The organism is Sphingomonas sp. AP28 (assembly GCF_056680455.1).
This window is the reverse complement of record NZ_CM155283.1, coordinates 13,804-36,864: the sequence shown is the minus strand read 5'-3', so window position 1 is coordinate 36,864 and position 23,061 is coordinate 13,804. Positions and strand designations below refer to the sequence as shown.

Below are 23,061 nucleotides of genomic sequence, written 5' to 3'. Positions count from 1 at the left end.
ACGTGGGGCCTTCCGCCATGCGATCCTTGGAGAAACCCAAGGATATCCGCATGCAAAACGCTACCAAGCCATCGTCACGGCAGATGATCGGCGTTTCCCTCGTCGATGGCGATTCCTCCATTCGGCACGCGCGACAGCTAATGCTGCGCTCGGAAGACTATGACGTCCGGTCCTATGCGACCTGCGCGGCACTGCTCGCCGATCCGAGGTCGCGCGATTATCCGTGCATCATCCTCGACCTCGAGATGGAGGACATCGACGGCCCCGCCCTCCTGCGCGAAATGCGGGCCAGTGGCTGGCGTGGCAAGGCGATTCTCCTAGATGGACTCGACCCCGGCAGTCCGATGTTGATCGAGGCCACGCGTCACGGCGACACGGTGCTTGCACGGAATGTCGGCGATCGCGCGCTACTGACCGCCATTGAGGCGTCGATCGATCACGGTTGGGCTGGCTGGAATGCGGAGGGCTGAGCGTAGGTAGTTCCCGACGCTGGGCCGAACCCCGCCGCGGGCGGTACTGACAAGGCTCACTCAGCCCGACCGAACGCCCCATTCCGGGTCCAGCGGCAGCGGCACGGAGATTTCGCCATGATCGTCAGTCAAGAAGGCGCCGAGCTGTTGCTGTTCAAGCGCCCCGCTCCCCAGGCTGGTGCCAAGGCATGGCTGGTCGGGGGTGGCATCGCCTCGCTGTCCGCAGCGGCGTTCATGATCCGGGACGGCGACATGCTGGGGTCGGACATCACGATCCTCGAGGAGTCGGGCGTCATCGGCGGGAGTCTCGACGGATCGGGCACCCCGGAGAGCGGCTATGTCCTGCGGGGCGGCCGGATGATCGAGAGCAAGTATCTCTGCACCTTCGACCTCTTCGCGTCGATCCCGACACTCGACGGCACCGGCACCGTCACGCAGGAGATCCTTGACTGGAATAAGACGATGCAGACGTCGTCGAAGTCGCGGCTGTTCGTCGACGGCGAACGACGGACGGCGCCGGCGTTCGGTCTCACCGAAGGCCATATCCTGACGATCGAGCGCCTCGGCCTCGAGCCCGAGGCGATGCTGGGCCGCTCGTCGATCGCCGATCAGTTCGACCCCGCTTTCTTCGAGACCAATTTCTGGTACATGTGGTGCACGACGTTCGCGTTCCAGCCGTGGCACAGCGCCGTCGAGTTCAAGCGCTATCTCGTCCGTTTCGCGCACATGGTCGGCGGGTTCAATCGCCTGACGGGCATCATGCGAACTGTCTATAATCAGTATGATTCAATGGTGCGACCGTTGCGCAAATGGCTCGACGACCGCGGCGTCCGCTTCGAAACCGGCACGCGCGTCGTCGACCTTGAGTTCACGCATCGTGGAGGCGGCGACGCCGTCGAGACGATCGTCATCGAGAAGGCTGGTATCAAGGACTGCATCGAGGTTCGGGACGGCGACTATGTGCTGGTCACGCTGGGATCGATGACCGAGGCGTCGAGCCAGGGCGGCATGGACACGGCGCCCGCGTTGAAGGGGAAAGCGGATGGCGGAGCCTGGCAGCTATGGCAGAACATCGCCGCTGACCGTGGCGACTTCGGGCGGCCATCGGTGTTCGCCGATCATATCGATCGCTCGAAATGGGTGTCGTTCACGACGACGCTGAGCGACCCGACTTTCCTCGACCTGGTCCGCGATGCGACCGGCAACGTGCCGGGTGAAGGCGGGCTCGTCACTTTCCCCCAGTCGAGCTGGCTGGCATCCATCGTCATCCCGCATCAGCCGCACTTCATCGGCCAGCCCGAGGACGTGACCGTCTTCTGGGGGTACGGCCTCTTGGTCGATGCGCTCGGTGACTTCGTGAAGAAGCCCATGTCCGCCTGCACCGGCCGTGAGATCATGGTCGAGATCATGGGCCATCTCGGCATCGTCGAGCAGGCCGACCGCATTCTTGCTTCCGCGAATTGCATCCCGTGCATGATGCCCTTCATCACCAGCCAGTTCCTGCCGCGGGTACATGGCGACCGCCCGCAGGCCGTGCCCGCCCAGGCGATCAATTTCGGCTTCATCGGCCAGTTTGTCGAGCTGCCGGACGATGTCGTCTTCACCGTCGAATATTCGATCCGCTCGGCGCAGGCAGCGGTTGCCGGGTTGCTCGGCCTCGAGCGGACTCCGCCCCCCGTGTACAAGGGGGCCTACGATCCGCGCGTGCTGTTCAAGGCCTTTCTTGCCCTCCACGATGTCGGCCAGCACGCTCCGGAACGGGTGCTCGATGCGGTCTGACCGGTCGACGGGGCCTGGCGCGGGATCGTCGTTGCCTGCCTTGGCGCACTGAGCATGCTTGATCGCATGTTCACCGCCGCGGCGACCCGCATAGCCGGTTTCGCCGGCCAGCCCGGTGCCTTCGTGGCGGCGGTCGGCATCATCGTCCTTTGGTCGGTCACCGGACCGCTGTTCGGCTATTCGGATACGTGGCAGCTGGTCGTGAACACGGCGACCACGATCGTCACCTTCCTGATGGTCTTCCTGATCCAGAACTCGCAGAACCGGGATGCGGCCGCCATGCAGGCCAAGCTCGATGAACTGATCCGGGCGGTCGATGCCGCGCGATCGCAATTCATCGGTATTGAGCATCTCACCGATCGCGAGATCGAAAAGGTACGCTCCGATCTGGAGCGCGAATGCAGCGACACCGACGGCAAGCTGTCGCCGGTCGTCAGTCTCGCCAATCTCAGAAACCGCCTATGACGCTGGCCCAACGCACCGCCTCGACGCTCGCATCGTCCGGCAGCGTCAGGGCGGTGCGGTCAGGCTCAGGCGAGAACGCGCGCGAAGCGCGTTGCCCGATCGGCGAGATTGTCCATCAGGTCGGCCGCATGCATCGTTAGCCGGTCCTGCGCCTCGTCGAGGGGCGGTCGGACGAACAAAGCCATGTCATGGACCAGGGCGCGCTGGTCGTGCGATCCGCCCGCCAGCATCGCGATGACGACATTCTCCAGAGCGATCACCCGACTGCGCAGGCAGACCATTTCCTGATCGGACAGATGATGGACGACGTCCACATGAGGTGCTTTGACCGTCACCGGGTGTGAGAGTGCCCCGCCCTCATTGTCCCAGCGGGCGAGAGCGCTGGTGCGCAACACCGCGGCGGTCGGCTGTGCGGTCCGCTCAAGCATCGTCCAGAACCGGGTCTGTGCGACGCGAGCGAGTCAGCGACGTCAGCCGCTCCTCATAGCCTTCGGCGATTCCACGGTGCGATGCGCGTACGCAACTGTCCGTCGATGCCGTGGCCAGTGCGTTGGAGCGCGCGATCCGGGTGATGCAATAGGCGGCTTCGTCCGGGTTCGTGTACATCGACGATCTCCTGATCGGTGCGCCATGCGATCGCGATGATCGTTCCTCGAATGGCTGTCCAACCTGGTAGCCCCTGGCTGTCCGACCTTCGACGATCGGAATATACATAGAGGCGCGATCTGGGCATCGCGGGACGCTAAGCGGTGCTGGCCCACCTCAGCCCTCCCCAAGGATCGCCTGCATATGCCGGGCAATGACGGCTTCTTCGCGTGAAGGGCGCGTGAGAGCAATGCAGACCGCTTTGGGCGTCAACCCGTCCGACGTGGCCAGCGTTACGCCCGCCCAGGCGAGATCCACACAGATCATCTCTCGGACGCGGCCATCATGCTCGCCGATCCCGCCTGTGAACACGATCATGTCGGCGCCCCCCAGCGCAGTCATCATCGCCACGATCTGCTTGGCGACCGACCGGCAGAACATGGCGACGGCCAGATCTGCGTCGGCATCGGGCGAGGCATCATGCAGGACGCGCATATCGCCCGACCGGCCGGAGATGCCGAGCATCCCGGCGTCCTTGTCGATCAGCTGCTCCATCTCGGCCGGACCATAGCCGCCCGCGCGCATCAGGTGGATCAACACGCCAGGATCGATGTCGCCGGTCCGCGTACCCATGATGACGCCGCCCGATGGCGTCAGGCCCATGCTCGTATCGATCGACCGACCTTCACGCACCGCAGTGACGCTGGCGCCGTTGCCGAGATGCGCGATTACCAGCCTCGCCGGCAGGTTCGGCCCGAGCTGATGCACGACGGACTCGCATGACAGGCCGTGGAAGCCATATCGGTGCAGCCCCGCTGCGCGCTGCGACCGCGGGATCGGGAGCGTCCGCGCGATGTCGGGCATGCCGGCGTGGAACACGGTATCGAAACAGGCGATCTGCGCGCGTCCCGGGTAGCGCGCGGTCGCGGTCGCCAACAGTGCCAGCGCCGCGGGCACGTGGAGCGGTGCGAACGGCTCAGCTTGTTCCAGCTTAGCGATCACCTCAGCATCGATCTGGCAATGCCGCAGCAGCTGCGGTCCGCCATGCACGATGCGATGCCCGACCGCGATCGGCAAAGGCGCACCGGCCTTCGCCAGCGCCGCGTCGATCGCCGCGAACGCGGCGTCGCCATCGGCCGGATCTACCTGTCCCGTCACGATCGCCGGCAGGTCGGGCGCGGCGAGATCGAACGCCGCGAACTTCAGCGACGACGATCCGCTGTTAAGCACCAGCGCAATCCTGCGTTGGATCATGCCGGCCAGCGCCAGTCACGCACCTCCGGCATGTCGTCGCCGTTCTCGGCGATGTAGAGCTTGTGACGCTCCATCGTCGTCCAGTAGCGCGCCGTTTCCGCCGGCACGCGGTCACGCAAGCGCGGGATGTGCTCGATCGCGTCGAGCGCCAGGCGATACCGATCGAGATCGTTCAATACGACCATGTCGAACGGCGTCGTCGTCGTCCCCCGCTCCTGATAGCCGCGCACGTGGATGTTGGCATGGTTCGCGCGGGCATAGGTCAGCTTGTGGATCAGCGCGGGATAGCCGTGGAACGCGAAAATCACCGGCTTGTCGTGCGTAAACATCGCGTCGAACTCGCGCTCATCGAGGCCGTGTGGATGCCGCGTGCGGGGTTGCAGGACCATCAGGTCGACGACGTTCACCACGCGGATGCGCATGTCGGGGACATACTCGCGCAGCAGCGTCACCGCGGCCAGCGCCTCCAGCGTCGGCACGTCGCCGGCGCAGGCCATGACGACCTCTGGATCCGCGTCGTCTCCTGCCCAGTCCCAGATGCCGGCGCCGGCCGTACAGTGCCGGACCGCCGCGTCCATGCCGAGCCATTGCGCCTCGGGCTGCTTGCCCGCGACGATAACATTCACATAGCCACGACTGCGCAGGCAATGGTCGGCGACCGACAACAGCGTGTTCGCATCGGGCGGCAGGTAGAGCCGAGCCACGTCCGCAGTCTTATTGGCGACATGGTCGAGGAAGCCGGGATCCTGGTGCGACAGTCCGTTATGATCCTGCCGCCAGACATGCGAGGTCAGCAGGTAATTGAGCGAAGCGATCGGGCGGCGCCACGGGATGCCTTTGGTCACCTTAAGCCACTTGGCATGCTGGTTGACCATCGAATCGACGATATGGACGAACGCCTCGTAGCACGAGAATAGCCCGTGCCGGCCGGTCAGCAGATAGCCCTCGAGCCAGCCTTGGCAGAGATGCTCGCTGAGCACCTCCATCACGCGGCCGTCGGTTGACAGGTTCTCGTCGACGGGTTCGATATCGGCCATCCAGACCTTGCCCGAGACGTCGTACACGTCGGCGAGCCGGTTGGAGGCCGTCTCGTCGGGACCGAACAGGCGGAAGTTTACCGTGCCCATGTTGAGCTTCATCACGTCGCGCAGATAGGTACCCAACACGCGCGTCGCGGGCGCATCGACCTGACCGGGCGCGGCGACCGGCACGGCGTAAGTACGGAAGTCCGGCAGCGACAGCGGCGCGAGCAGCTCGCCGCCATTGGCATGCGGGTTCGATCCCATCCGCCGATGTCCGGTCGGGGCGAGCGACGCGTATTCGTCGAGAAATTTGCCGTTCGCATCGAACAGCTCTTCCGGACGGTAGCTGCGCATCCATGCATCGAGCTGCCGCAGATGCTCGGGATTTTTGAAATTGGCGATCGGCACCTGGTGCGCGCGCCACGTTCCCTCCACGGGCTTGCCGTCGACGACCTTCGGCCCCGTCCAGCCCTTGGGCGTGCGGAACACGATCATCGGCCAGCGCGGGCGCTCCGGGTTCGCGCCTTCGACGCGCGCCGCGGCCTGGATCGCCTTGATCTGCGCGAGCGCGTCATCGAGCGCGACCGCCAGTTGCTGGTGAACCACTTGCGGATCGCTGCCCTCCACGAAGATCGGCTCGTGCCCGTAGCCGCGCAGCAGGGCTTCAAGCTCGTCATGGTCGATCCGCGCGAGAATCGTCGGGTTCGCGATCTTGAAGCCGTTGAGGTGCAGGATCGGCAGCACCGCACCGTCACGTGCGGGGTTCAGGAACTTGTTGGAATGCCAGCTTGCCGCCAGCGCGCCAGTTTCCGCTTCGCCGTCACCGATCACGCACGCGACGAGCAGATCGGGATTGTCGAACGCCGCGCCATATGCATGCGCCAGCGAATAGCCCAGCTCGCCGCCTTCATGGATCGATCCGGGCGTCTCCGGCGCGACATGGCTCGGGATACCGCCCGGCCAGGAGAATTGCCGGAACAGCCGGTGCATGCCGCTGCGGCTGCGCTCGATCGCCGGATAGCGCTCGGTGTAAGAGCCTTCGAGATAGGTATGTGCCACCAGCCCGGGGCCGCCATGCCCCGGACCGATGATGTTTATCATGTCCAGATCATGCTCGACGATCAGCCGGTTGAGGTGGACGTACAGGAAGTTCAGTCCCGGTGTGGTGCCCCAATGGCCGAGCAGCCGCGGCTTTACGTCGGCGATGGTGAGCGGCCGGTCGAGCATCGCATTGTCGCGCAGGTAGATCTGGCCGACCGACAGATAATTGGCGGCCCGCCAATAGGCGTCCATCCGCCGCAGCATGTCCGGCGTCAGCGGATGCGTATGGGCGTGCCGCTCGGCGCGACGGCTGTGCGGCAAAATACCGATCGCGTTCATGAGTGGCTTCCAAAGTCGAGGACGACGCGCGAGGGCACCTGGCCATGTTCTAGACGGTCGAAGACGGCGTTGATCGCCGATAGCGGTTGCAGCTCGATATCCGCCTTCACCTTGCCGGTCGCGGCGAACGCCAGCGCCTCGGCCATGTCCTTTCGGGTACCGACGAATGAGCCGCGGACAGTGATGCAGTTCGCCACCACATCGAACAGTGGCAGTGGAAACTCGCCGGGTGGCAGGCCGACGAGCACGCAGGTGCCGTGCCGGCGCGTCATCGCCACGCCCTGGTTGAAGGCGGCGAGCGACGGCGCGGTGATGAGCACGCCGTGCGCGCCCCCGCCGGTTGCGGCCTTCAGCTCGCCGATCGGGTCGGTGCTACGCGCATTGACCAGCACTTCCGCACCAAGCGCTTTGGCGTGCGCCAGCTTGCCGTCATCGACGTCGATTGCGCAGACACGCAGCCCCATTGCGATGGCATATTGGACGGCAAGATGGCCCAGCCCGCCGACGCCGGAGATTGCGACCCATTCGCCGGGCTTTGCGCCGGTTTCCTTCAGGCCCTTATAGGTCGTGATGCCGGCGCAGATGATCGGCGCAGCCTCGACCGCGGACAATTCATCGGGGATCCGCGCGACATAGTTCGGGTCGGCGAGGATGTATTCGGCAAACCCGCCGTTGCGGGTGTAGCCGCTGAACTGGATGTCGGGGCACACAGTCTCCCAGGCCGACAGGCAATATTCGCAGTGCCCGCACGCCGAGTACATCCACGGCACGCCGACCCGGTCGCCGAGCTTCACGACCTCGACGCCGGCACCGACCTCGACGACGATGCCGATGCCTTCATGACCCGGGATGAAGGGCGGGGTCGACTTAACCGGCCAGTCGCCGCGCGCGGCGTGGAGATCGGTGTGACACACACCGCACGCCTCGGTCTTGACCAAGATCTGGCCGGGACCGGCGGTTGGAATTGGAAACTCGCGAAGAATCAGCGGCTGGCCGAAGGCTTCAACGACGGCAGCCTGCATCATGTGCGGCATAGAAAAGTCCTTCGATAAGATGGGTAAGATGGCGGACGCAGGCACCGTCATCGTGAAAATCGCCGCGCGAGTTGGGGATCGCGCATCAGCGCTTCGTCGCCGAATGCGATCTGCGCGCAGGTCCGATGTGCCTGCTGCGCCACCTCCCAAAGATAGGTGGCGGCGGATTGCTGACCCGTCTTGTCGGTAATCAGCGCGAACCGTTTGTGCTCGCGCGAGTGCATGCCGAAGGCGTGGACGATATAGTCGTCGAAGACCGCCCCCAGACCCATCTCCTGCCCTTCCTGGGCAAGCCAGGGTTCCGACATCGCCGAGGTGGTGAAACTGAGTAGCCGCTTGTTGCCGAGCAGGTCGCCACGTGCCTGATGACGAACGTCGTTAGGCGATACGCCGGCGCCGAACACCCGTTCGACATAACCTTTCATCATGGCAGGCGGTGACCCGAACCAGATCGGATAGATCAGGACGAATACGTCGCACCCCAACAGGATCTCGTGCTCGGCCATCACATCGTGTGATCGGACCGGATCGGCGAGCGTCGGTCGCTCGTCCGCCTTCAGGATGGGATCGAAGTGCATGGCATAGAGGTCGCGCACGACGACGGTCTGCCCCGCCGCGCGTACTTCGTCGCAGTAGCGGGCAGCGATCGCATGGTTGAAGCTGTCAGGGTCGGGATGGCAGACAATCACCGCGTGGCGCCCATCGCGGGCGATGACCTCTTCCTGTATGCTCATCGTAAGACCCGATCTTCTACGTAGCGACGCCGCACGGGGTGTCCGGGCAGAGCATTCTGCCGAACGGCTGGGCGCATGCTGCAAGGAGACGTTGAGCTAGGCGTTTGCCGTCGTTCGGATCAGCCTCGGAAACTACGCAGTTGTACCTAAAATTGCGGGACTGCCCCGCAGCCGCCAGACGCAAGATAGCGAAGAGCCAATAGACGACACGTCCAAGCTGGCGTCACTACCCCCGCATAATGCTTGTAGCGATCCGGAGCCGCCCTGTCGGGAACGAGGTGTTTTTCGGACGGTATCGCGAATAGCCGGCACCGGGCCTTGACCCTGACATGGTGTTAGACCCTACATACCCTCGGGTCGAAGGAGTTTCACGTCATGAACGCCCCTCATTCCCATTCCCATGCCGGGGGTTGCGGCTGCTCGGCAAAGCCAGCGGCGGAGGCCGCTGTTGCGCCCGCGTCTTGCTGCTCGGGCACGCCAGTGACGGCAAAACAAACCGCCGGATCAGGTACTTGCTGCGCTGGCGGCAAGGTCGCTGACGGCGCGGCGACAGTCACGGACCCGGTGTGCGGGATGACGATCGATTCAGCGAAAACGGCGCATCACGCCGAGCACGCCGACCAATCCTATCATTTTTGCAGCGCCGGATGCCGGACCAAGTTCGCCGCCAATCCTGACGCATATCTTGGCGACACGCCAGAACCGGAACCCAAGGCAACACCAGGGGCGATCTGGACGTGCCCGATGCACCCGCAAATCCGTCAGGAGGGACCGGGGAAGTGCCCGATTTGCGGTATGGCGCTCGAACCGGAGGAGCCGTCGCTCGACGATGGGCCTAATCCTGAGCTGGTGGATTTCACGCGCCGGCTATGGGTAGCGGGCGTGCTCGCCGTGCCGCTGCTGGCGATCTCGATGGTCGCCGAAATGCTCGGCGTCCATGTCGTCAGTCCTGCCGCATCGCCTTGGGTACAGCTCGCGCTCACCGCGCCGATAGTGTTGTGGGCGGGCTTGCCATTTTTCCAGCGGGGATGGACCTCGCTTCGCACCCGCCATCTCAATATGTTCACGCTGATCTCGATCGGGGTCGGTGCTGCCTTCCTCTACAGCTTAGTCGCGACGGTTGCGCCGGGCATCTTCCCCCCGACGTTCCGAATGCACGGGGGCGTAGTCCCGGTTCACTACGAAGCCGCTGGCGTCGTGGTGGCGCTGGTGCTGCTCGGACAAGTTCTCGAACTGCGCGCAAGGGCGGCAACGGGACGCGCGATACGTGCCCTCATGGATCTTGCCCCCAAGACTGCGCGTCGGGTCCGGTCGGACGGCTCAGAAGAGGAAGTCAGCCTTGCTGATGTGGCAACCGGCGATCGACTGCGGGTTCGCCCCGGGGATGCGATCCCCGTTGACGGCGTGGTGATCGAGGGCCGTTCCTCGGTCGATGAATCCATGCTCACCGGCGAACCCGCACCAGTCCTCAAGGATGTCGAGGCGGCCGTCACCGGAGGCACGGTCAACGGCACAGGAAGCTTGGTCGTGGAAGCCCGCGCTGTCGGTTCGGATACGATGCTCGCCCGCATCGTCCGCATGGTCGCCGATGCGCAGCGCAGCCGTGCTCCAATCCAGGCAGTCGCCGATCGGGTATCGGGTTGGTTCGTGCCCCTGGTCGTACTCGTTTCTATCGCGACCTTCGTGGTGTGGTCGTTGGTCGGGCCAGAGCCGCGGATGGGTCACGCGTTGCTCAACGCCATTGCGGTGCTGGTCATCGCCTGTCCCTGTGCGCTCGGTCTCGCTACTCCCATGTCGATCATGGTCGGGACGGGCCGCGGGGCTCAGGCTGGCGTTCTGGTTAAGAATGCCGAAGCGCTACAGGGCCTCGAAAAGGTCGATACGCTGGTCATCGACAAGACGGGCACGCTTACGGAAGGCAAACCGTCGCTGATCGCGGTCGAAACGGTCGGTGCCGTCGAGGAAAACGACCTGCTTGCCCTCGCTGCTGCGGTTGAAGGGCAATCCGAACACCCACTCGCCCACGCGATCGTCGTCGCCGCGAAAGAACGTGAATTGCAGCTCGGGACGGTCGCCGATTTCGTCTCGCAAACTGGTCTGGGTGTCAGCGCCACGGTGGACGGTCGGTCGGTCGTGATCGGGAACGCCGCGCAAATGAACCGGGTCGGCGCTGATCCTAAGCCGCTCGATGAAGCCGCCAATCGTCATCGCGGCGACGGTGCAGGCGTCATTCTAGTGGCGATCGATGGCGCGCTTGCCGGCCTGCTCGCGGTCGCCGATCCGGTTCGCGCCAATGCCAATGAGGCAATCGCCGCGCTTCGCCAACAAGGGCTCCGCGTCATCATGCTGACTGGTGACAACCAAACGACCGCCGATGCGGTCGCTCGCGCGGTTGGCGGGCTCGACGACGTGCGCGCCGGTCTGCTCCCTGAAGATAAGGCGCGTATCATCGGCGAGTTGAAAGCGTCCGGCGCCAAGGTCGCGATGGCCGGTGATGGCATCAACGACGCTCCAGCGCTGGCAGCTGCGGACGTAGGCCTGGCGATGGGCACGGGAACGGACGTGGCGATCGAAAGCGCCGGGATGACGCTCACGCGCGGCGATCTTTTGGCGATCGTGCGAGCGCGCAAGCTCGCGCAGGCGACGATGCGGAATATCCGGCAGAATCTGTTCTTCTCCTTCCTGTTCAACGGTATCGGCGTGCCGGTCGCGGCCGGAGTGCTCTACCCCGTGGCGGGCATTCTGCTCTCGCCAATGCTGGCCGGCGCAGCGATGGCGCTCTCGTCCTTTACCGTGGTCCTCAACGCGCTGCGGCTGAACACGGTGAAGCTATGAATATCGGAACGGCATCGGGTGCCAGCGGCATCTCGCAGCGGATGATCCGCCATTATGAGAAGATTGGCCTGGTGCCCGCGCCAGTTCGACGCGGCACCTACCGGGACTATACCGATAGCGACGTTCAACGCCTTCGCTTCATCGCCAATGCACGCGACTTGGGTTTTCCGATCGAGGAAATCCGCACGCTGCTCGGGCTGTGGTCCGATCGGGCGCGATCGAGCGCGGAAGTGAAGGCGCTGGCTGAGTCTCGCGCTGCCGAGCTGGGTCGTAAAGCCCGCGCTCTGGAAAGTATGCAACGATCGCTGATCCATCTTGCCCAAGCGTGCCACGGCGATGATCGGCCGGATTGTCCGATCATCGATCGCTTGGCAGAATAGGTGGCGGAAAACGCTGTCGCTTTCTCGGATGCTCGACAAACAGGTGTTTTGCGTCACCCGGGCCAGCCTGCTGTCGCTCACGTGCATCAAAGATCGGATACGGTACTGCCCCGGCCTGCCGCTAGTTCGTGCTTTCGGTGAGGCCCGACGTGAATGCTCCGCTGACCCATACCCGGACATTCACGGTCCGTTCGCAGCTCCCAACTTCAGACACTCATTCACCTCTGGGCGAGGCACTATCTTAGTACGATTTAGAAAGGAAAGCGGACGGTCGGCATCCACTAAGGCAACAGCGATAGCTGACATTAGGCCCTCGCTGCCTTTTCCATAAAGATTGGCTTGTCAGAAGGCGGCTACGCCGCTGCCATCGCGGGGCATCGCGCTTAAGCCACCCAAAAGTCCGTTACCCCGCTCCGTCAGGGCATGCTCGACGACATGGCGATGCGTTCGATGTGCCCTCGCCATGAGGATCGGTGCAGCATAAGACTGCGTGATGCGGATCGCGATCATCGACACGAGCACGACACGTGCTGCGATCATTTCGGAAGGCCTGCGTGAGGCCGGACTCGACGATATTGTCGTTATCTACGGCATGCTCGGGATGGTCGCGGCGTTGGAGAAGGCAGCGCCCGAAGTGGTGTTGATCAACCTCGAAAATCCGAGCCGCGACGTGCTCGAGGAGTTCTTCGCCGTATCGCGCGCCCTCGCCCGACCGATCGCGATGTTCGTCGATCAAAGCGACGCAGAGTCCACGAACGCGGCGGTTGATGCAGGCGTCTCGGCCTATATCGTCGACGGGCTCGCCAAGCAGCGGATCAAGCCGGTCATCGACCTCGCGATCCGCCGGTTCCAGGCGTTCGCAAGGTTGCATGCCGAGCTGCACGAGGCACGGAGCGCGCTGGCCGATCGCACCACCGTCGATCGTGCCAAGGCGATCCTGATGAAATGCCGCGGTATCGACGAGCCGACAGCTTACGGCCTGCTTCGCGCGCAGGCGATGCGATCCAACCGCAGGATCGCCGAGATCGCCGACGCGATCATCACCAGCGATGCGCTCATGGGAGATTTGTGATGGTGCTCGACCGTGTTCGCATCGGTTTCCTCCCGCTCGTCGATGCGGCGCTGCCGATCCTCGCGCGCGAACGCGGGTTCGCCGAGGCCGAGGGACTGGAGATCAAACTCGTCCGCGACATGACCTGGGCGACGGTGCGCGATCGGCTGCTGTACGGACATACAGATGCCGCGCACATGGTCGCGCCGCTGGCGATCGCGACGGCATTGGGGCGTGGGCGCCCAGCAGTAGCGATGGCAGTGCCGTTCGTGCTGGGGCTCAACGGCAATGCGATCACGCTATCGCTGCCGCTCGCGGCGCAGGTAATGGAGGGCGATACGCTCGGCGATCCGGTCGTGCTGGGTGCGCGACTGAAGGCGGTCGCAACCGAGCGTGCCGCGACGGGGCGGCGGCTGCGGTTCGGCGTGGTGCATCGCTATTCGAGCCATAACTACATGCTGCGCTACTGGCTCGCCGCGGTCGGCATCCGCCCAGATACCGACGTCGAGATCGTCACGACCAGCCCGACCTTCGCCGCCGATGCGCTGGCGGCGGGCGAAGTCGACGGCATCTGCGTCGGCGAGCCCTGGAACGGCGTCGCGGTGGATCGGGGGGTCGGGCGGATCGCGCTGGTAACGGCGCAGGTCTGGCAGCGTGGCGTCGAGAAGGTGCTGGCGATGCGTGCGGAGACGCTGGTCGAGCGCGGCGACGTCGTCCACCGGCTGATCCGTGCACTGCACGCCGCGGCTGCGCAGTTCGTCGATCCGGATACGCTTGAGGCGAATGCAGCCATTCTCGCTCGCGCGGAATATCTAGATGCCCCGGTCGATGCGGTGTCGCGGGCGATCGGCGACCGGGTGCGGCTGGTGAAGGACGCGGTGCCCATCCACGTGCCGGACTTCATGTTCCAGTACCGCGAGGCGGCGAACTTCCCGTGGCGCAGTCAGGCGGCGTGGCTGTATTCGCAGATGGTGCGCTGGGACGGCACGCCATTCTCGGCAGAAGAGGCGGAGATCGCGCAGGGGGTGTTCCGGCCGGACGTGTACCGCGCGGCGCTGGCGGGCTCGGGCGCGCCGTTGCCGAATGCGAGTTCGAAGCTCGAAGGGGCTATCGGCGCGGACAGCATTGGGGCGGGGTCGACGCAAGGACGGCTGATCCTGGGGCGCGATGCGTTCTTCGATCGGCGGGCGTTCGATCCGGACGATATCGAGGGGTATCTGGCCGGGTTGCCATAAAAGCGAGCGCTGCACTCTCCTCCTAGTTCTCCCGCGAAGGCGGGAGCCCAGTCTAGGTCCCCGCCTTCGCGGGGTAACAAAGTAGGGGAAGGCGATGGTGGTTCGGGAGCCCAACCCAAATCTGCTGCACCCGCGAAATGACGCTTGCGCGATACGGCCACTTCGGTCATCTTTGCATGGTCCGGTCAGGGAGTCGGACACGAAATTATCGCGAGACCGGTTCCAACGACGGGACCTGATCGCGTAGGGCGATCCACCGATCGTCCATAGGCAACGAAGCCGCTCCGATGCGTCCGCAAGGTCGCTGTCGGGGCGGCTTTTTCTTTGTCCATCGCAGATGGGGAACCGACCATGTTGTTCGCATCACCGGGTATCGACACCGCCGCGCCGAAAGCCACCAGGATCGACCTGTTCAGTGCTTCCACGCCGCAGATGCGCGCGTTCCACGTTACGTGGCTCGCGTTCTTCGTGTGCTTCTTCGCGTGGTTCGCCGCCGCGCCGTTGATGCCGCTGATCAAGGCCGAGTTCGGCTTGAGCAAGGATCAGATCGCCAACATCAACATCGCCGCGGTCGCGGTGACGATCCTGGTGCGGCTGGTCGTCGGGCCGCTCTGCGACCGGTTCGGCCCGCGCCGCACCTATACGTGGCTGCTGCTGATCGGTGCGATCCCGGTGTTCGGGCTGGCGTTCGCGCAGACGTACGAGACGTTCCTGTTCTTCCGCCTCGCGATCGGCGCGATCGGCGCGTCGTTCGTCATCACGCAATATCATACGAGCGTGATGTTCGCGCCCAACGTCGTCGGCACCGCCAACGCGACCGTCGGTGGCTGGGGCAATGCCGGCGGCGGCGCGGCGCAGAGCCTGATGCCGCTGGTCGTCGCGGCGCTCGTCGGCCTCGGCGTCGAGCACGCGTTCGGCTGGCGCGCGGCGATGTTCGTGCCGGGCGTCGCGATGCTCGCGATGGCGTTCGTCTACGCGCGCTACACGCAGGACACGCCGCAGGGCGACATCGTCGACCTCCGCGCAGCGGGGATCGAACTCGACGGCGGCAAGGCGACGGGGATGGCGATCTTTCGCCGCGCCGCCGCCAATTACCGTACCTGGATGCTCGCCGCGACGTACGGCGCGTGCTTCGGGGTCGAGATCTTCATTCATAATATTGCCGCAAGTTATTACGTCGATCGGTTCGGGCTTTCGCTGACCAATGCGGGGCTGGCAGCAGGGATCTTCGGCGGGCTTGCGCTCTTTGCCCGTGCGCTCGGGGGAATCGCCAGCGATCGGATCGCGCTCGTGAAGGGCCTCGACGGCCGCGCGCTGCTGTTGTTCGCGCTGATGCTCGGCGAAGGCGTCGGGCTGGTGCTGTTCGGTCATGCCGGCAGCGTCACGCTCGCGATCCTCGCCATGACGATGTTCGGGCTGTTCACGCACATGGCGTGCGGCGCGACCTATGCGCTGGTGCCGTTCATCGACCGCAAGGCGCTGGGCGGTGTTGCCGGGCTGATCGGCGCGGGCGGCAACATCGGCGCGGTCGCGGCGGGGTTCCTCAACAAGGCGTCGGCGACCCCGCAGCAATGCCTCATCGTGCTCGGCTACGTCGTCGCGGGCACCGCGGTCTGCGCGCTAGCCGTCCGCTTCTCCGCCACGCACAAATCGGACGAGCGCGCGCTGCTCGACGCCGCGCTCGACGCACGCCGCACCAGCGACCGCTCGGTCAACGGCGCGCTCCCCGCATGACCCTCCCTTCCCCGGCTCCAACCCGACTGGACGATCTGATGGAACACCAAACCCCCTCCCCCGACACCCCCTTTTCCAAGCGGCGCGAGCATCTCGTCGTGATCGGCAACGGCATGGCCGGCTGTCGCGCGGTCGAGGAACTGATCGCGCGCGATCCGACCCGGTACCGCGTGACGATCTTCGGTGCCGAGCCGCACGTGAACTACAACCGCATCATGCTGTCGCCGGTGCTGGCGGGTGAGAAGACGTTCGAGCAGATCGTCATCAACGACCACGCCTGGTACGCGACCAACACCATAGAGCTGGTGACGAGCGACCCGGTGCAGGCGATCGACCGCGCCGCCAAGACCGTGACCGCACGGTCGGGGCTGACGGTATCGTACGACCGGCTGCTGATCGCGACCGGCTCCGATCCGTTCATCATCCCCGTCCCCGGCAAGGACCTCCCCGGCGTGATCTCGTTCCGCGACATGGCGGACGTCGACCACATGCTGGAAGCTGCGGGCAAGGGTGGCGCCGCGGTCGTCATCGGCGGCGGGCTGCTCGGGCTGGAGGCCGCACACGGGCTCACGTTGCGCGGGATGAAGGTCACGGTGATCCACCTGATGCCGACGCTGATGGAGCGCCAGCTCGACGAAGCGGCAGGGTGGTTGCTGAAGTCGGCGCTGGAATCGCGCGGCCAGGTTATTCTCACCGAAGCGAACACGGCGGAGATCATCGGCGATACTCACGTCGAGGGCGTGCTGCTCAAGGACGGCACGCTGATCCCCGCCAGCCTCGTCGTCATGGCGGTCGGCATCCGCCCCTCCGTCGCCCTCGCGCGTGACGCAGGGCTGGAGATCGGCCGCGGAATCAAGGTCGACGACCACATGGTCACCAGCGACCCGTCGATCCTCGCGGTCGGCGAATGCGTCGAGCATGACGGCAACGTCTACGGCCTCGTCGCGCCGCTGTGGGACATGTGCCGCGCATTGGCCGACGGGCTGACCGACAGTCACAGCGGCTATCGCGGATCGGTGACCTCGACCAAGTTGAAGGTCGCCGGGCTCGATGTATTCTCGGCAGGCGATTTCTCGGGCGGCGCCGGCGCGGAGGACATCGTCCTGCGCGATGCGTCGCGCGGCATCTACAAGCGCGTCGTGGTCAAGGACGACCGGATCGTCGGCGCAGTGCTGTACGGCGACACGACCGATGGCGGCTGGTATTTCGATCTGCTCAAGCGGGCGGAAGACATCGCCCCGATCCGCGACATGCTGATCTTCGGCCAGTCGTTCGCCTCGGGAGGAGGCACGGCGGACCCTAAGGCGGCCGTTGCGGCGCTTTCCGACGATGCGGAGATCTGCGGCTGCAACGGCGTAACGAAGGGCAAGGTCGTAGCGTGCATCGGCGCCGGCAACGCGACGCTCGACGCGGTCCGTGCGACCTGCAAGGCGTCGGCATCGTGCGGATCGTGTACCGGGCTGGTCGAGACGCTGCTCGCGGTCACGCTGGGCGACGAGTATTCGGGCGAACGTTCGGTGAAGACGATGTGCAAATGCACCAGCTTCGGCCACGATGACGTCCGCCGCGAGATCGTCGCACAGGGTATGCGATCGATCCCCGAAGTGATGCAGAAGATGAGCTGGTCGACGCCCGACGGATGTTCGTCGTGCCGGCCTGCGCTCAATTACTACCTGCTCTGCGCGTTGCCCGGCGACTACAAGGACGACCAGCAGAGCCGCTACGTCAACGAGCGCGTGCACGCGAACATCCAGAAGGACGGCACCTATTCGGTCGTGCCGCGGATGTGGGGCGGGCTCACCAACCCGCGCGAGCTGCGCGCGATCGCCGATGTCGTCGAGAAATACGACGCGCCGATGGTCAAGGTGACGGGCGGCCAGCGGCTCGACATCTTCGGGATCAAGAAGGAGGACCTGCCCGCGGTCTGGGCCGATCTCAATGCCGCCGGGATGGTCAGCGGACATGCGTACGGCAAATCGCTGCGCACCGTGAAGACCTGCGTCGGGTCGGACTGGTGCCGGTTCGGAACGCAGGATTCGACCGGGCTCGGCGTCAAGGTCGAGCGGATGACCTGGGGCAGTTGGATGCCGCATAAGTTCAAGATCGCGGTCAGCGGCTGCCCGCGCAACTGCGCCGAGGCGACGATCAAGGATTTCGGCGTGGTCTGCGTCGACAGCGGCTACGAGCTGTCGGTCGGCGGCAATGGCGGGATCAAGGTCCGCGCGACCGACTTCCTGTGCAAGGTCGCGACCGAAGAAGAGGCGATGCATTACTGCGCCGCGTTCATCCAGTTGTACCGCGAGGAAGCGCGCTATCTGGAACGCACCGCGCCGTGGATCGAGCGGATCGGCGTGGAATACATTCGCGAACGGATCGCCGACGATCCGGAGGGCCGCGATGCGCTGGCGGCACGGTTCCTGTTCTCGCAGCAGTTTACGCAGGACGATCCGTGGGCGGCCCGTGCGGCGGGCGAGCACCGCGAACAGCATGCGCCGATGGCGCGCTTCACACCTCTGGACGCATCGAGGGAAATGGCGTGATCGGCGAATGGCTCGATATCGGCTGGGTCGACGAGATCCCGGTCCGCGGCAGCCGGACGGTGCAGGTCGCCGGCGGCGACGACATCGCGGTGTTCCGAACCGGCGACGGCAAGGTCTTCGCGCTCGCCGATCGGTGCCCGCACAAGGGCGGCCGGCTGTCGCAGGGCATCGTGCACGGCGGCGCGGTGGCGTGCCCGCTGCACAACTGGCGGATCGCGCTGGATACGGGCGAGGCGCTGGGTGAGGACAAGGGGTGTACGCCGGTTATTCCGGTGAAGGTGAGCGGTGGCCGTGTGTTGTTGTGCCGCACATCGACCATGAAAGCCGCCGCATGATCGCGCCACTGCTCCTTCTCCCCGCTGGGGAGAGGGCCGGGGTGAGGGGTTGGGGCGCGTGCAGCTCGTCCCAACTACCCCTCACCCAACCCTCTCCCCAAGGGGGAGAGGGCTAATGGCGGCCGTTCGCACGACGTGCGCGTATTGCGGTGTCGGCTGCGGTATCCTCGCGACCCCGACCGGCGAACGCAGCGTCACGATCAAGGGCGACCCCGACCACCCCGCCAATACCGGCAAGCTCTGTTCGAAGGGCACGCATCTCGGCGAGACGATCGGGCTCGAAGGCCGCCTCCTCACCCCGACGATCGGCCAGCGCCGGGCATCCTGGGACAAGGCGCTCGACCTCGTCGCGAAGCGCTTCCGCGACACGGTCGCGCAGCACGGTCCCAACAGCGTCGCCTTCTACGTCTCCGGCCAGCTCCTCACCGAGGACTATTACGTCGCCAACAAGCTGATGAAGGGCTTCATCGGCTCGGCCAACATCGACACCAATTCGCGGCTGTGCATGGCGAGCGCGGTCGCGGGCCACATGCGCGCGTTCGGCGAAGACATCGTCCCCGCGAGCTACGACGATCTCGACGCCGCCGACCTGATCGTGCTGGTCGGATCGAACACCGCCTGGTGCCATCCGATCGTGTATCAACGCATCCGCGCGCGCTGCGACGCGGGCGCGAAACTGGTGGTGATCGACCCGCGCCGGACCGAGACCGCGGACGAGGCCGACCTGCATCTCGCGATCCGTCCGGGCACTGACGTCGCGCTGATGAACGGCTTGCTCGCGTGGTGCCGTGACGCGGGCGTGGTCGACTACGACTATCTCGCCGCACATGTAGCGACGCCCGATGCGTTCTGGGACCAGATCGGCGAGGGCAGCGACCTGTGGTCGGTGGCGCGCATCTGCGACGTTTCGCCGCAGGACCTCCGGCGCTTCTTCGAACTGTTCGCCGCGACGCCGAAGACCGTCACTATGTTCAGCCAGGGCGTGAACCAGTCGCTGTCGGGCACCGATCAGGTCAACGCGATCACCAACCTCCATCTCGCCACCGGCCGCATCGGCAAGCCGGGTGCGGCGCCCTTCTCGATCACCGGCCAGCCCAACGCGATGGGCGGGCGCGAGGTCGGTGGGCTCGCGTCTTCACTCGCCGCGCACATGGATTTCGCGCCCGAGAACGTCGCCCGTGTCGGGCGGTTCTGGGCCGCACCGAACATGGCGACCAAGCCTGGGCTGAAGGCGGTCGACCTGTTTCGGGAACTCGGCAACGGCCGGATCAAGGCGCTGTGGGTGATGGCGACCAACCCCGCGGTGTCGATGCCCGATGCCGGCCGCGTGCGCGAGGCGCTGGCCGCCTGCCCGTTCGTCGTCGTCTCCGACGTGATCGAAACGACCGACACTTCGGTCCACGCGCATGTCCGCCTGCCTGCCGCCGCGTGGGGCGAGAAGGACGGCACCGTCACCAATTCGGACCGCACGATCAGCCGCCAGCGCGCGTTCATGGCCGCGCCCGGCGACGCAAAACCGGACTGGTGGATCATCTCCGAAGTCGGGCGGCGAATGGGCTGGAAGACGGCGTTTTCCTATGACCGCCCGGCCGAGATCTGGCGCGAACATTGCCGGTTGTCGGCGTATGAGAACGGCGGCAAGCGGCTGTTCGCGCTTCCTGGTCACGCCGCGAAAGGCAATGCGGAATACGATGCGATGACGCCGTTCCGCTGGGGTGGCGCGCCCTTCGCAGACGGCCGGTTTTCGACACCCGATGGCCGTGCGCGCCTCGTAGCATTGGCGCAAAAGCCGGTTGCCGCGCCGCTCGCGCAATGGCCAATGACGCTCAACACCGGGCGCTACCGCGACCAGTGGCACACGATGACGCGCACCGGCCTGTCGCCCAAGCTCGCGCGCCACCGCGAGGAACCGCTGGTCGAGATTCACCCCGACGACGCGGTGCGGCTGGGAATCGTCGATGGCGGCTTGGCGCGCGTGACGACGCCGCAGGACGACAGTGTCTTCCGCGCAACCGTCGTCGCGACGCAGCGGATCGGCGAACTGTTCGTGCCAATCCACTGGACCGACCGCACCGCGACCGGTGGCCGTGCCGGGCTGCTCCCTCGCCCGCTCGCCGACCCCGTCTCGGGTCAGCCGGGTTTCAAATCCACGCCGGTGCGGATCGAGCCCGTCGCGACCGAATGGCGCGGCTTCGTCGTGGTCCGCGGCGAACTGGCGACGCGCCCCGATTGCCTGTGGGCGACGCGCGTCGCGGTACCGGGGGGAACGGCGTGGGACATGGCGGGCAACGGCGACGCCACCGCACTCGACGCGTTGCTGCCGAAGGGCCACCGGATCGAGGCGGTCGATGCGGCTCGGGGCTCACGCCGGATCGCGATATTGGAGGGCGGCAGGCTCGCCGCCGTCCTGTTCGTTACCCGGGACGGCATGCTCCCGCCCCGCGACTGGCTCGTCGCGCAACTGAGCGAGGCCATCGCCGCGCCCACCCTGCTCGCGGGCCGCGCGCCGGGCGTTCAGGTCGACCGCGGGTCGATCGTCTGCGCGTGCTTCGACGTCGGGTTGAAGACCATCCTCGCCGCGATCGCCGACCAGCATCTCGCCGACGTCTCCGCGATCGGGGCGGCGCTGAAAGCCGGCACCAATTGCGGATCGTGCCGCCCTGCCCTCGCCAAACTCCTCGTCACGCAAGGATCAGCCCATGTCGCATGATTTCCCCGCCGGTTCGGTCTGGCTGGTCGGCGCTGGCCCCGGCGATCCCGACCTTCTAACGCGGAAAGCAGAACGACTGCTCGCCGACGCCGACATCATCTTCTTCGACGCGCTGGTCGGCCCCGGAATCCTGGCGCTCATACCCTCCGGCACCGAGCAGGTCGGCGTCGGCAAGCGGTCGGGCCGCCATTCGAAGGACCAGGCATCGATCAACGCCCTGCTCGCCACCGCCGCGAAAGCCGGCAAGAGAGTCGTCCGCCTGAAGGGCGGCGATCCCTCGATCTTCGGCCGCTCGACTGAGGAAATGGAGCATCTCGCGGCCAACGGCATAGCGGTGAAGATATGCCCCGGCATCACCGCCGCTAGCGCCGCCGCAGCATCGGGCGGCGCCTCGCTGACGCTCCGTAGCCTCGCCCGCAAACTCACCTTCGTCACCGCGCACGCCCGCGCCGGCGAAGTGCTCGACCTCGACTGGACCGCCCTCGCCGCACCCGATGCCACGCTCGCCATCTACATGGGCCGCGCCGCTGCCGGCGAGATCGCGCGCAACCTGATCGCAGCCGGTCGGGCGCCCGACACAGCGGTGCTGGTCGCGGTCAACGTCTCTCTCCCAAGTGAACGCATCATCCGGGGCCGATTGTCCGCGCTCGCCTTCCTGGTCGAGACGATAAGCGACAGCGATCCATCACTGCTGCTGATCGGCGAAGCCGTCGCCGCGGCACGCGACGAACGTAAAGGGTATTCCGGCTTGCTATCGACGGTGACAGCTCGTGCGGATCAAATCTTGCCCGAGGGCAGTTTGCACTGAGAACTGACGATCTCTCTTGGCGACTGGCACTTCCGGAATTGGGAATCTACCACGAGCCGGCGTAGTACTGCGCTTCTTGCTCGGCAGGCGGTTGGGGTACGTGCTCCCGGCGGGTTGGGTAGCAAATGACCCATACCCGGACATTCGCGCGCCCTTCCCCGCTTCCCAACTTCAGACACTCATTCACGTCCGTGTTAATCACTATCTATTTGCGATTTTCCAGCATGAACGTTGTGATGGGAGAGGAATTCAGAGCGTCCGTTATCAGAAGGTAGATTGCGTTAGCGCACGTTGCCTGAAGCTGCGGCCTTTCCCGAAAAGTATAGAATTTCGATAGTGTCTGGGTTGGAGCAGGAAGATGGGCTGGTCTAACTTTGGGAGCCGCCGCTGAGAATTCCGATGGCCCATGACGACTGTCGAACGGCTGCGGACATAATTCGTGATTACTGGATCGGGACTCGCGAATTCTCTGCAAGTCGTTGGTACGCGGTGAAGTTCGATGAGGTGGTTAACCTGTTCAGCGTTGAATTCGTTAGAAAAAATTGTCATCCGTGCGCAATGCGCGAAAGCCTTCATCTGTCCGCGATAGCTCATATGCAAGGCATACAGGCGGCAAAAACAGGTAGGACGCCATGGGATTGCCCGTGGCCCATTCATAATTACGAGGCCTGCCAAGCGTGGTTCGCAGGCTACAGTGTAGCTGGTACGGC

Annotated in this window: 18 protein-coding genes; 12 read left to right on the top strand and 6 right to left on the bottom strand. The window is 65.3% G+C overall.

Annotated features, from left to right (window positions below; all coding sequences use genetic code 11):
- Positions 1 to 50: 50 nt before the first annotated feature.
- From AC1MH0_RS00170 to AC1MH0_RS00160, 3 genes are all read left to right on the top strand, one after another.
- Complete coding sequence (locus AC1MH0_RS00170) at positions 51 to 470, top strand: response regulator (protein WP_480964143.1); 420 nt, start codon at positions 51 to 53, stop codon at positions 468 to 470.
- Positions 471 to 587: 117 nt separating this feature from the next.
- Positions 588 to 2,249 carry an oleate hydratase gene (locus AC1MH0_RS00165; RefSeq protein WP_480964142.1) on the top strand — a complete coding sequence of 554 codons (1,662 nt, stop codon included), beginning with the start codon at positions 588 to 590 and terminating at the stop codon, positions 2,247 to 2,249.
- Between the two features lie 54 nt (positions 2,250 to 2,303).
- A complete protein-coding gene (locus AC1MH0_RS00160) occupies positions 2,304 to 2,714 on the top strand; it encodes a low affinity iron permease family protein (protein WP_480964141.1) in 411 nt (136 codons plus the stop codon).
- Positions 2,715 to 2,779: 65 nt separating this feature from the next.
- Here the strand turns inward: AC1MH0_RS00160 and AC1MH0_RS00155 are convergent, their stop codons facing one another.
- From AC1MH0_RS00155 to AC1MH0_RS00130, 6 genes are all read right to left on the bottom strand, one after another.
- The gene (locus AC1MH0_RS00155; protein ID WP_480964140.1) at positions 2,780 to 3,142 is read right to left on the bottom strand and encodes a hypothetical protein; all 363 of its coding nucleotides are present in this window, start codon (positions 3,140 to 3,142) and stop codon (positions 2,780 to 2,782) included.
- Positions 3,135 to 3,320 carry a hypothetical protein gene (locus AC1MH0_RS00150; protein WP_480964139.1) on the bottom strand — a complete coding sequence of 62 codons (186 nt, stop codon included), beginning with the start codon at positions 3,318 to 3,320 and terminating at the stop codon, positions 3,135 to 3,137. Before AC1MH0_RS00150 ends, AC1MH0_RS00155 begins: the two co-directional genes overlap by 8 nt.
- A gap of 156 nt (positions 3,321 to 3,476) precedes the next feature.
- Positions 3,477 to 4,553 carry an acetate/propionate family kinase gene (locus AC1MH0_RS00145; RefSeq protein WP_480964138.1) on the bottom strand — a complete coding sequence of 359 codons (1,077 nt, stop codon included), beginning with the start codon at positions 4,551 to 4,553 and terminating at the stop codon, positions 3,477 to 3,479.
- Positions 4,550 to 6,955, bottom strand: coding sequence for a phosphoketolase family protein (locus AC1MH0_RS00140; RefSeq protein WP_480964137.1), 2,406 nt, complete (start codon positions 6,953 to 6,955; stop codon positions 4,550 to 4,552). Before AC1MH0_RS00140 ends, AC1MH0_RS00145 begins: the two co-directional genes overlap by 4 nt.
- Positions 6,952 to 7,989, bottom strand: a complete 1,038-nt coding sequence (adhP, locus tag AC1MH0_RS00135; protein WP_480964136.1) for an alcohol dehydrogenase AdhP — start codon at positions 7,987 to 7,989, stop codon at positions 6,952 to 6,954. The genes AC1MH0_RS00140 and adhP overlap by 4 nt, the downstream gene beginning before the upstream one ends.
- 47 nt (positions 7,990 to 8,036) lie before the next feature.
- Positions 8,037 to 8,723, bottom strand: a complete 687-nt coding sequence (locus AC1MH0_RS00130) for an NAD(P)H-dependent oxidoreductase (RefSeq protein WP_480964135.1) — start codon at positions 8,721 to 8,723, stop codon at positions 8,037 to 8,039.
- A gap of 480 nt (positions 8,724 to 9,203) precedes the next feature.
- Here AC1MH0_RS00130 and AC1MH0_RS00125 point away from each other — a divergent pair, with 480 nt between their 5' ends.
- From AC1MH0_RS00125 to cobA, 9 genes are all read left to right on the top strand, one after another.
- Positions 9,204 to 11,558, top strand: a complete 2,355-nt coding sequence (locus AC1MH0_RS00125; RefSeq protein ID WP_480964134.1) for a heavy metal translocating P-type ATPase — start codon at positions 9,204 to 9,206, stop codon at positions 11,556 to 11,558.
- Positions 11,555 to 11,938: a Cu(I)-responsive transcriptional regulator gene (cueR, locus tag AC1MH0_RS00120; protein ID WP_480964133.1), complete on the top strand. Its 384-nt coding sequence runs from the start codon at positions 11,555 to 11,557 to the stop codon at positions 11,936 to 11,938. The genes AC1MH0_RS00125 and cueR overlap by 4 nt, the downstream gene beginning before the upstream one ends.
- Positions 11,939 to 12,431: 493 nt before the next feature.
- Positions 12,432 to 13,010: an ANTAR domain-containing response regulator gene (locus AC1MH0_RS00115; RefSeq protein ID WP_480964132.1), complete on the top strand. Its 579-nt coding sequence runs from the start codon at positions 12,432 to 12,434 to the stop codon at positions 13,008 to 13,010.
- On the top strand, positions 13,010 to 14,224 hold the full coding sequence (locus AC1MH0_RS00110; RefSeq protein ID WP_480964131.1) for a CmpA/NrtA family ABC transporter substrate-binding protein: 1,215 nt from the start codon (positions 13,010 to 13,012) through the stop codon (positions 14,222 to 14,224). The genes AC1MH0_RS00115 and AC1MH0_RS00110 overlap by 1 nt, the downstream gene beginning before the upstream one ends.
- Positions 14,225 to 14,575: 351 nt before the next feature.
- Entirely contained in the window at positions 14,576 to 15,958 is a 1,383-nt protein-coding gene (locus AC1MH0_RS00105) for an MFS transporter (RefSeq protein ID WP_480964130.1), read from the top strand.
- Between the two features lie 38 nt (positions 15,959 to 15,996).
- Positions 15,997 to 18,498 (top strand): nitrite reductase large subunit NirB, encoded by a 2,502-nt coding sequence (gene nirB, locus AC1MH0_RS00100; RefSeq protein WP_480964129.1) that lies wholly within the window; start codon positions 15,997 to 15,999, stop codon positions 18,496 to 18,498.
- Positions 18,495 to 18,833 (top strand): nitrite reductase small subunit NirD, encoded by a 339-nt coding sequence (gene nirD, locus AC1MH0_RS00095; RefSeq protein WP_192238839.1) that lies wholly within the window; start codon positions 18,495 to 18,497, stop codon positions 18,831 to 18,833. Before nirB ends, nirD begins: the two co-directional genes overlap by 4 nt.
- A 115-nt stretch (positions 18,834 to 18,948) precedes the next feature.
- Positions 18,949 to 21,543 (top strand): molybdopterin-dependent oxidoreductase, encoded by a 2,595-nt coding sequence (locus AC1MH0_RS00090; RefSeq protein ID WP_480964128.1) that lies wholly within the window; start codon positions 18,949 to 18,951, stop codon positions 21,541 to 21,543.
- Positions 21,533 to 22,351, top strand: coding sequence for a uroporphyrinogen-III C-methyltransferase (gene cobA / locus AC1MH0_RS00085; RefSeq protein WP_480964127.1), 819 nt, complete (start codon positions 21,533 to 21,535; stop codon positions 22,349 to 22,351). Before AC1MH0_RS00090 ends, cobA begins: the two co-directional genes overlap by 11 nt.
- The last annotated feature ends 710 nt before the right edge of the window (positions 22,352 to 23,061 follow it).